The organism is Streptomyces ipomoeae 91-03, assembly GCF_000317595.1.
GTDB lineage: Bacteria > Actinomycetota > Actinomycetes > Streptomycetales > Streptomycetaceae > Streptomyces > Streptomyces ipomoeae.
In genome coordinates this window covers 1-8,950 of sequence record NZ_AEJC01000682.1, presented here as the reverse complement: position 1 = coordinate 8,950, position 8,950 = coordinate 1, and the positions used below count along the sequence as shown (strand labels likewise).

Below are 8,950 nucleotides of genomic sequence, written 5' to 3'. Positions count from 1 at the left end.
TGGTACTCAGGGAAGTTGCCCGGCAGCCGCTCCCCCGCCGGGCCGCGTGTGACCGCCTTCACGAGCAGTTCGCCGCCCACGAAGGCGCCGCGCCAGGACGCGCCGAAGCCGCCGAAGAGCTCATCGCGGTCGCCACGGGAGCGGGGCTTGCCGTGGCCGACCTTGAACGCCCGGATCTGCGGGGCCAGCCGCTCGTACGTCGCCCGGTCGTCGGTGGACAGGGTGGCGACGAGCGCGCCGTTCGAGGCGTTCATGGCGGCGAGCAGTTCGGCCTCGGTGTCGACCAGGACGATCGTGTCGACGGGTCCGAAGGGTTCCGCGTGGTGCAGCGGGGAGGACGGCGGCAGGTTCAGAAGCGTGACGGGCGGGACGTACGCGCCCGTGTCCTGGCCGGGCAGGAGGCGGGCGTCGCCGAGCTTGCCCCGGTGCAGCGGGACGGCGCCGCGGTCGATCGCCTCGGTGATCTGGTCGGTCAGCTCCTTGGCCTTGGCCGCGTTGATGACGGGGCCGAAGTCCAGGCGCGGATACGGGTCGTCGGGGTGCTCCACGGCCAGCGGGTGGCCGATCTTGAGTGTGCGGACCGCCGGGAGGTAGGCCCCGAGGAACTCGTCGAACAGCTCACGCTGGACGACGAAGCGCGGGTACGCCGTGCAGCGCTGTTTGCCGTAGTCGAAGAGCTTGGGGATGACGGCGGCGAGCGTGTCCCAGTCTGTGTGGTTCCAGATGCCCCAGGTGTTCAGTCCCTCCTGTTCCAGTACATGGCGTTTGCCGAGGTCGGCGACGGCCGTGGCCACTGCGGCGCCGGTGTCGCGACCGCCGACGAAGGAGACGCAGCCGACCTCGGGGGCTCGTACGAGCGCCCGGGACAGCTCGCCTCCGCTGCCGCTGACGAGGGTGGCGGGTATCCCCTCGCGGGCGGCGAGCGCGCAGGCCAGGGTGAGGCAGGCGACGCCGCCGTCGGTCGGGGTCTTGGCGATGACCGCGTTCCCTGCCAGTGCCTGTACCAGCATTGCGTGAACGAGCACGCTCATCGGGTAGTTCCAGCTGGCGATGTTGGACACCGGCCCGTCGAGCGGGGCGCGCCCTTCGACCATGGGCTCGATGCCGTCGACGTACCAGCGGACCCCGTCGATGGCCCGGTCCACATCGGCCTGGGCGAGCCGCCAGGGTTTGCCGATCTCCCAGACGAGGAGCAGGGCGAGCAGTTCGCGGTGGTGGGTGAGGGCGTCGAGGGTCGCGGCGACGCGGGCGCGGCGTTCGTCGAGGGGAATGTGCCGCCAGGCGCGGTGCTGGTCGAGCGAGGCGCGTACGGCCTGGTGCGCGGTGGCGCCGTCCAGGCGGGGCGGACCGGCGATGGGGCTGCCGTCGACGGGGCTGGTGGCCGGGAGCACCCGGCCGTCCGCCTGCCAGGCGGCGCCCCAGAGGTTGAGGACGCGGTCGTCCCGGAAGGCCTCGGGGGCGACGGCGAGGCAGCGCTGCCAGGCGTCGGCCCAGGAGGTGCCGGATTTCAGGGTGAGGGTAGGTGCCATTGGTTGCTCCGCTCTCGGTGCACAGTCGAGAGGACAAGGGCCCGTTGGGCAGGAGAAGGACCCGTGGGGCCCTCCTTTGTGGGGTGACGTCGCTCTACCGGCGACGTCCCTTACCGGGTGGCGTCACGCTCCGTCTTCCAGGGCGGCCAGCACCAGCCGGGCCGTCTCGGTCGGCGTCCCGCCCACCCTGACGCCGACCGCTTCCAGCGCCGCCTTCTTGGCCTGCGCGGTGCCCGAGGAGCCGGACACGATCGCCCCCGCGTGGCCCATCGTCTTGCCCTCGGGCGCGGTGAACCCGGCGATGTAGCCGACGACGGGCTTGGTGATGTGTTCACGGATGTACGCGGCGGCCCGTTCCTCGGCGTCGCCGCCGATCTCGCCGATGAGCACGATGATCTCGGTGTCGGGGTCGGCCTCGAAGGCGGCGAGGCAGTCGATGTGGGTGGTGCCGACGACGGGGTCGCCGCCGATCCCGACGCAGGTGGAGAAGCCGATGTCGCGGAGTTCGTACATGAGTTGGTAGGTGAGGGTGCCGGACTTGGAGACCAGGCCGATGCGTCCGGGCTTGGTGATGTCGGCGGGGATGATGCCGGCGTTGGACTGGCCGGGCGTGATGAGGCCCGGGCAGTTGGGGCCGATGACGCGGGTGCCCCTGGCCTGCGCGTACGCGGTGAAGGCGACGGAGTCGTGAACGGGGATGCCCTCGGTGATGACGACGGCGAGGCCGATGCCGGCGTCGGCGGCCTCGATGACCGCCGCCTTGGTGAAGGCGGGCGGGACGAAGACGACGGTCGTGTCGGCGCCGGTCGCCTCGATGCCCTCGCCGACCGAGCCGAAGACGGGGACGGCACGCTCATCGAAGTCGACCGTCCGCCCGGCCTTGCGGGGGTTGACGCCGCCGACGACGTTCGTGCCGGCCGCGAGCATGCGGCGGGTGTGCTTCATGCCCTCGCCGCCGGTCATGCCCTGGACGAGGACCTTGCTCTCCTTGGTGAGGTAAATGGCCATGTCCGGGCTCCTCAGGCTGCGTGGGCGAGTTCGGCGGCGCGGCGCGCGGCGCCGTCCATGGTGGTGGCCTGCTCGACCAGGGGGTGGGCTCGCTCGTCGAGGATCGCCCGGCCGCGGGCGGCGTTGTTGCCGTCCAGGCGGACCACCAAACGTTTGGTCAACTGGACGCTCTCCAGGGCCTGCACAATGCCGTCGGCGACCGCGTCGCAGGCGGTGATCCCGCCGAAGACGTTGACGAAGACGGACTTCACCGCCGGGTCGGAGAGGATGACGTCGAGGCCGTCGGCCATGATCTGGGCGGACGCTCCGCCGCCGATGTCGAGGAAGTTGGCTGGGCGCGCGCCGCAGCCGGCGACGACGTCGAGGGTCGACATGACGAGGCCCGCGCCGTTGCCGATGATGCCGACCTCGCCGTCCAGCTTCACGTAGTTGAGGCCCTTCGCGGCAGCGGCGGCCTCCAGCGGATCGTCGTGCGTGGAGTGCTCGTCGCCCCAACGGGTCTGCCGGAAGCGGGCGTTGTCGTCAAGGGTGACCTTGCCGTCGAGGGCCAGGATCCGGCCTTGTTCGGTGCGGACGAGCGGGTTGACCTCGACGAGGAGCGCGTCCTCACGGATCAGCACCTTCCAGAGCCGTACGAGGACGTCGACGGTCTGCGGGGGCAGACCGGCCGCCGCGGCGATCTCGGCGGCCTTCGCCGAGGTGACGCCCTCGACGGGGTCGATGGGGATACGGGCCACGGCCTCGGGCCTGCTGGCCGCGACTTCCTCGATCTCCATGCCGCCCTCGGCCGAGGCGATCGCGAGGAAGCGGCCGGCGGCGCGATCGAGGACGTAGGAGACATAGAACTCGCGCTCGATGGCGACGGGTTCGGCGATCATCACCTCGCGGACGGTGTGGCCCTTGATGTCCATACCGAGGATCTGTCGTGCCGTGAGTTCGCCAGCGGCGGGGTCGGCGGCGAGCTTCACCCCGCCCGCCTTGCCGCGTCCGCCGGTCTTCACCTGGGCCTTGACGACGACGCGTCCGCCGAGCCTGCGGGCGATCTCGCGTGCTTCCTTGGGCGAGTCGGTGACCTCGGCCCTCGGCACCAAGATGCCGTATTCCTCGAAGAGTTCCCTTGCCTGGTGTTCGAACAGGTCCATTCCGGCTCCTGACTCAAAAGTGCCGCACGCCCCCTGGACACCACCCACCGGATGCGGGATAACAAGCTTCATACAGTATTCGTCGACTGTATGCAATCAACCGCGAGAGCGTTCCAACCCCCTACGAAGGGACAGGACTTCGCCATGCCTGACGACAGCCGTGACAAGGACGAGGCGCTCATTTCCGGTGGTCATCTCGTCGCCAAGGCACTCAAAGCGGAGGGTGTCGACGTCATCTACACCTTGTGCGGCGGCCACATCATCGATATCTACGACGGCTGCGTCGACGAGGGCATCGAGGTCGTCGACGTACGCCACGAGCAGGTCGCCGCGCACGCCGCCGACGGCTACGCCCGCATCACCGGCAAGCCCGGCTGCGCGGTCGTCACCGCGGGGCCCGGCACGACGGACGCCGTGACCGGGGTCGCCAACGCCTTCCGCGCGGAGTCCCCGATGCTGCTGATCGGCGGCCAGGGGGCGCACACCCAGCACAAGATGGGGTCCCTGCAGGACCTCCCGCACGTCGACATGATGACGCCGATCACCAAGTTCGCGGCGACCGTGCCGGACACGGCGCGCGCGGCGGACATGGTGTCGATGGCGTTCCGTGAGTGCTACCACGGCGCTCCCGGGCCCTCCTTCCTGGAGATCCCGCGCGACGTACTGGACGCCAAGGTGCCGGTGGAGAAGGCCCGCGTGCCGAAGGCGGGCGCCTACCGTGCCTCGACCCGCTCCGCCGGTGACCCGGAGGCGATCGAGAAGCTCGCCGACCTGCTGGTGCACGCCGAGAAGCCCGCGATCCTGCTGGGCAGTCAGGTGTGGACGACCCGCGGCACCGAGTCCGCCATCGAGCTCGTGCGCACCCTCAACATCCCCGCGTACATGAACGGCGCCGGCCGCGGCACCCTCCCGCCCGGGGACCCGCACCACTTCCAGCTCTCCCGCCGGTACGCCTTCTCCAACGCCGACGTCATCGTCATCGTCGGTACACCCTTCGACTTCCGCATGGGCTACGGCAAGCGGCTGTCGCAGGACGCGACCGTCGTGCAGATCGACCTCGACTACCGGACCGTCGGCAAGAACCGCGACATCGACCTCGGGATCGTGGGCGACGCCGGGCTGATCCTGAAGTCGGTGACCGAGGCGGCCTCCGGACGCCTCAACGGGGGCGCGTCGAAGCGCAAGGAGTGGCTCGACGAGCTGCGCGCCGCCGAGCAGACCGCCATCGAGAAGCGGCTGCCCAGCCTGAAGTCCGACGCCTCGCCGATCCACCCGTACCGGCTGGTCAGCGAGATCAACGACTTCCTCACCGAGGACTCCATCTACATCGGCGACGGCGGCGACATCGTCACCTTCTCCGGTCAGGTCGTCCAGCCCAAGTCACCCGGACACTGGATGGACCCGGGTCCCCTCGGCACGCTCGGCGTCGGCGTCCCCTTCGTGCTCGCGGCCAAGCAGGCGCGGCCCGACAAGGAAGTGGTGGCCCTCTTCGGTGACGGCGCGTTCTCCCTCACCGGCTGGGACTTCGAGACCCTTGTCCGCTACGACCTCCCCTTCGTCGGCATCGTCGGCAACAACTCCTCCATGAACCAGATCCGCTACGGCCAGGCCCAGAAGTACGGCATGGAGCGCGAGCGGGTCGGCAACACCCTCGGCGACGTCCACTACGACAAGTTCGCGCAGATGCTGGGCGGTTACGGCGAGGAGGTCCGCGACCCCGCCGACATCGGCCCGGCGCTGCGGCGTGCTCGTGAGTCGGGCAAGCCGTCGCTGATCAACGTCTGGGTCGACCCGGACGCGTACGCCCCCGGAACCATGAACCAGACGATGTACAAGTGAGGTGACCCGGTGACGACCGAGACCGACATGACCTCGCCGCCCGCCAAGGCGCTCGCAGGCATCCGTGTCCTCGACATGACCCACGTCCAGTCCGGCCCGTCCGCCACCCAGCTGCTGGCCTGGCTCGGCGCGGACGTCGTGAAGCTGGAGGCGCCGACCGGTGACATCACGCGCAAGCAGCTGCGCGACCTCCCGGACGTCGACTCGCTCTACTTCACGATGCTCAACTGCAACAAGCGGAGCATCACCCTCAACACCAAGACCGAGCGCGGCAAGGAGATCCTCACCGAGCTGATCCGGCGCTCCGACGTCATGGTCGAGAACTTCGGACCCGGCGCGGTCGACCGCATGGGCTTCACCTGGGACCGCATCCAGGAGATCAATCCGCGTATCGTCTATGCCTCCATCAAGGGGTTCGGCGAAGGCCCGTACACCAACTTCAAGGCGTACGAGGTCGTCGCGCAGGCCATGGGTGGATCGATGTCGACCACCGGCTTCGAGGACGGGCCGCCGCTGGCGACGGGGGCCCAGATCGGGGACTCGGGCACGGGCATCCACGCCGTGGCGGGGATTCTCGCGGCGCTGTACCAGCGGGAGAACACCGGGCGCGGTCAGCGGGTCAATGTGGCCATGCAGCACGCCGTCCTCAACCTCTGCCGGGTGAAGCTGAGGGACCAGCAGCGGCTGGCACACGGCCCGCTCCGTGAATATCCGAACGACGACTTCGGCGTGGAGGTTCCCAGGTCCGGAAACGCGTCCGGCGGCGGCCAGCCCGGCTGGGCGGTCAAGTGCGCGCCGGGCGGCCCGAACGACTATGTGTACGTCATCGTGCAGCCCGTGGGCTGGCAGCCGATCAGCGAACTCATCGGCCGGCCGGAGCTGGCCGACGACCCCGAGTGGGCGACGCCTGAGGCCCGGCTGCCCAAGCTCAACAAGATGTTCCAGCTGATCGAGGAGTGGTCGTCCACGCTGCCCAAGTGGGAGGTGCTGGAGCGGCTCAACGCCCACAACATCCCGTGCGGGCCGATCCTGTCCACCAAGGAGATCATCGAGGACGAGTCGCTGGTCGCCAACGAGATGGTCGTCACCGTGCCGCACCCCGAGCGCGGCGAGTTCGTGACCGTGGGCAGCCCGCTGAAGCTGTCCGACTCCCCTGTGGACGTGACCAGTTCACCGCTCCTCGGCGAGCACAACGAAGAGATCTACGTCGGCGAGCTCGGCCTCGGTGACGAGGAGCTGCGCCTGCTCAAGTCGAACGGGGTGATCTGATTGATGGCCGAAGACCGGGTGCTGAGGGTGCGCACCCTCCTCGACGCCGTGCGCGCCGAGGGCCGCAGCGCGCTGACCGCGCCCGAGGGCAAGGTGATCGCCGACGCGTACGGCATCGCCGTACCCGGCGAGGAGTTGGCGCGGGACGTCGACGAGGCGGTGGCGTACGCGGCGCGCTTCGGCGGGCCGGTGGTCATGAAGATCGTCTCGCCGGACATCCTGCACAAGACCGACGCGGGCGGGGTCGTCGTCGGCGTGGAGGGCGCCGGCGACGTACGGGCCGCGTTTCACCGAATCGTCGACAACGCGCGCGCGTACGCACCCGATGCCCGTATAGAGGGCGTCCAGGTGCAGGAGTTGCTGCCGAAGGGCCAGGAGGTCATCGTCGGCGCGGTGACGGACCCGACGTTCGGGAAGGTCGTCGCCTTCGGGCTCGGCGGGGTGCTGGTCGAGGTCCTCAAGGACGTCACCTTCCGGCTCGCGCCCGTCGGCGCGGACGAGGCCGTGTCCATGCTGGACTCGATCCGCTCGGCGGAGATCCTGCGCGGGGTGCGTGGGGCGGCCCCGGTGGACCGGTGGGCGATCGCCGAGCAGATCCGCCGGGTCTCCGAACTCGTCACGGACTTCCCGGAGATCGCCGAGGTGGACCTCAATCCGGTGATCGCCACCCCGGAGAGCGCGGTCGCGGCGGACATCCGGGTGATCCTCGCGGAGTCGGTGCCCAAGCCGCGGCGCACGTACACGCGCGCGGAGATCCTCACTTCGATGCGCCGGCTGATGCAGCCGTCGTCGGTGGCCGTGATCGGGGCCTCCAACGAGCAGGGCAAGATCGGCAACTCGGTGATGCGCAACCTCATCGACGGCGGTTTCTCCGGGGAGATCCACCCGGTGAACCCCAAGGCCGATGACATTCTGGGCCGCAAGGCGTACAAGAGTGTCACGGACGTTCCCGGTGAGGTGGATGTGGCGGTCTTCGCGATCCCCGCCAAGTTCGTGGCCGCGGCGCTGGAGGAGGTGGGACGCAAGGGCATCCCCAATGCCGTACTGATCCCCTCCGGGTTCGCGGAGACCGGTGAGCACGAACTCCAGGCGGAGATCGTGGCCATCGCCGAGCGGCACGGCATCCGGCTGCTCGGGCCGAACATCTACGGCTACTACTCGACGTGGCAGGACCTGTGCGCCACGTTCTGCACGCCGTACGACGTCAAGGGCGGTGTCGCGCTGACCTCGCAGTCCGGTGGCATCGGGATGGCCATCCTGGGCTTCGCACGCACCACGAAGACGGGTGTGTCGGCGATCGTCGGGCTCGGCAACAAGTCGGACCTGGACGAGGACGACCTGCTGACCTGGTTCGGCGAGGACCCGCACACCGAGTGCATCGCGATGCACCTGGAGGACCTCAAGGACGGCCGTGCCTTCGTGGAGGCCGCGCGGGCGACCGTCCCGAAGAAGCCGGTGGTGGTCCTCAAGGCCGGCCGTACGGCGGCCGGGGCGAAGGCGGCGGGTTCGCACACGGGCGCGCTGGCCGGCGACGACGCCGTGTACGACGACATCCTGAAGCAGGCGGGTGTCATCAGGGCGCCCGGGCTGAACGAAATGCTGGAGTACGCGCGCGCGTTGCCGGTGCTTCCGGCTCCGCAGGGCGACAACGTCGTGATCATCACCGGCGCCGGCGGCAGCGGTGTCCTGCTGTCGGACGCGGTGACGGACAACGGGTTGTCCCTGATGGAGATCCCGCCGGACCTGGACGAGTCCTTCAGGAAGTTCATCCCGCCCTTCGGGGCCGCGGGCAACCCGGTGGACATCACCGGGGGCGAGCCCCCGTCGACGTACGAGGCGACGATCCGGCTGGGGCTCGAGGACCCGCGCATCCACGCGCTCGTCCTCGGCTACTGGCACACCATCGTCACGCCGCCCATGGTGTTCGCCGAGCTCACCGCGTGCGTGGTGGCCGAGTTCCGCGAACGGGGCGTCGAGAAGCCCGTGGTGGCGTCGCTCGCGGGTGATGTCGAGGTCGAGGAGGCCTGCCAGTACCTGTTCGAGCGGGGGGTCGTGGCGTACCCGTACACGACCGAGAAGCCGGTGGCCGTGCTGGGCGCGAAGTATCGCTGGGCCCGGGCGGCAGGGCTGTTGGGGGGCGGTTCATGAGGTGAGGAGGGCGGG

The 8,950-nt window shown here is 69.7% G+C and carries 6 protein-coding genes; 3 read left to right on the top strand and 3 right to left on the bottom strand.

Features of this window, described 5'->3' with window-relative positions; all coding sequences use genetic code 11:
- The 3 genes from STRIP9103_RS44775 to sucC form a co-directional block, all read right to left on the bottom strand.
- Positions 1-1,529 (bottom strand): aldehyde dehydrogenase family protein (locus STRIP9103_RS44775; protein WP_009343937.1); only part of this gene is annotated, 1,529 nt, incomplete at its 3' end.
- 123 nt (positions 1,530-1,652) lie between these two features.
- Positions 1,653-2,537: a succinate--CoA ligase subunit alpha gene (gene sucD, locus STRIP9103_RS44770; RefSeq protein ID WP_009343945.1), complete on the bottom strand. Its 885-nt coding sequence runs from the start codon at positions 2,535-2,537 to the stop codon at positions 1,653-1,655.
- An 11-nt stretch (positions 2,538-2,548) separates the two neighbouring features.
- On the bottom strand, positions 2,549-3,679 hold the full coding sequence (sucC, locus tag STRIP9103_RS44765) for an ADP-forming succinate--CoA ligase subunit beta (RefSeq protein ID WP_009343940.1): 1,131 nt from the start codon (positions 3,677-3,679) through the stop codon (positions 2,549-2,551).
- Between the two features lie 144 nt (positions 3,680-3,823).
- Here sucC and STRIP9103_RS44760 point away from each other — a divergent pair, with 144 nt between their 5' ends.
- Genes STRIP9103_RS44760 through STRIP9103_RS44750 form a run of 3 tightly spaced genes read left to right on the top strand, consistent with a single transcriptional unit; the run spans position 3,824 to position 8,935 of the window.
- Positions 3,824-5,518 (top strand): thiamine pyrophosphate-binding protein, encoded by a 1,695-nt coding sequence (locus tag STRIP9103_RS44760; RefSeq protein WP_009343933.1) that lies wholly within the window; start codon positions 3,824-3,826, stop codon positions 5,516-5,518.
- Between the two features lie 27 nt (positions 5,519-5,545).
- Positions 5,546-6,787 carry a formyl-CoA transferase gene (gene frc / locus STRIP9103_RS44755; protein WP_048822344.1) on the top strand — a complete coding sequence of 414 codons (1,242 nt, stop codon included), beginning with the start codon at positions 5,546-5,548 and terminating at the stop codon, positions 6,785-6,787.
- 3 nt (positions 6,788-6,790) lie between these two features.
- The gene (locus STRIP9103_RS44750; RefSeq protein WP_009343942.1) at positions 6,791-8,935 is read left to right on the top strand and encodes an acetate--CoA ligase family protein; all 2,145 of its coding nucleotides are present in this window, start codon (positions 6,791-6,793) and stop codon (positions 8,933-8,935) included.
- Positions 8,936-8,950: the final 15 nt, after the last annotated feature.

Excerpts from the sequence above, each read along its gene's own strand:
- sucD (WP_009343945.1), bottom strand. The coding sequence starts at position 2,537 with ATGGCCATTTACCTCACCAAGGAGAGCAAGGTCCTCGTCCAGGGCATG.
- sucC (WP_009343940.1), bottom strand. The coding sequence starts at position 3,679 with ATGGACCTGTTCGAACACCAGGCAAGGGAACTCTTCGAGGAATACGGC.
- STRIP9103_RS44760 (WP_009343933.1), top strand. The coding sequence starts at position 3,824 with ATGCCTGACGACAGCCGTGACAAGGACGAGGCGCTCATTTCCGGTGGT.
- frc (WP_048822344.1), top strand. The coding sequence starts at position 5,546 with ATGACCTCGCCGCCCGCCAAGGCGCTCGCAGGCATCCGTGTCCTCGAC.
- STRIP9103_RS44750 (WP_009343942.1), top strand. The coding sequence starts at position 6,791 with ATGGCCGAAGACCGGGTGCTGAGGGTGCGCACCCTCCTCGACGCCGTG.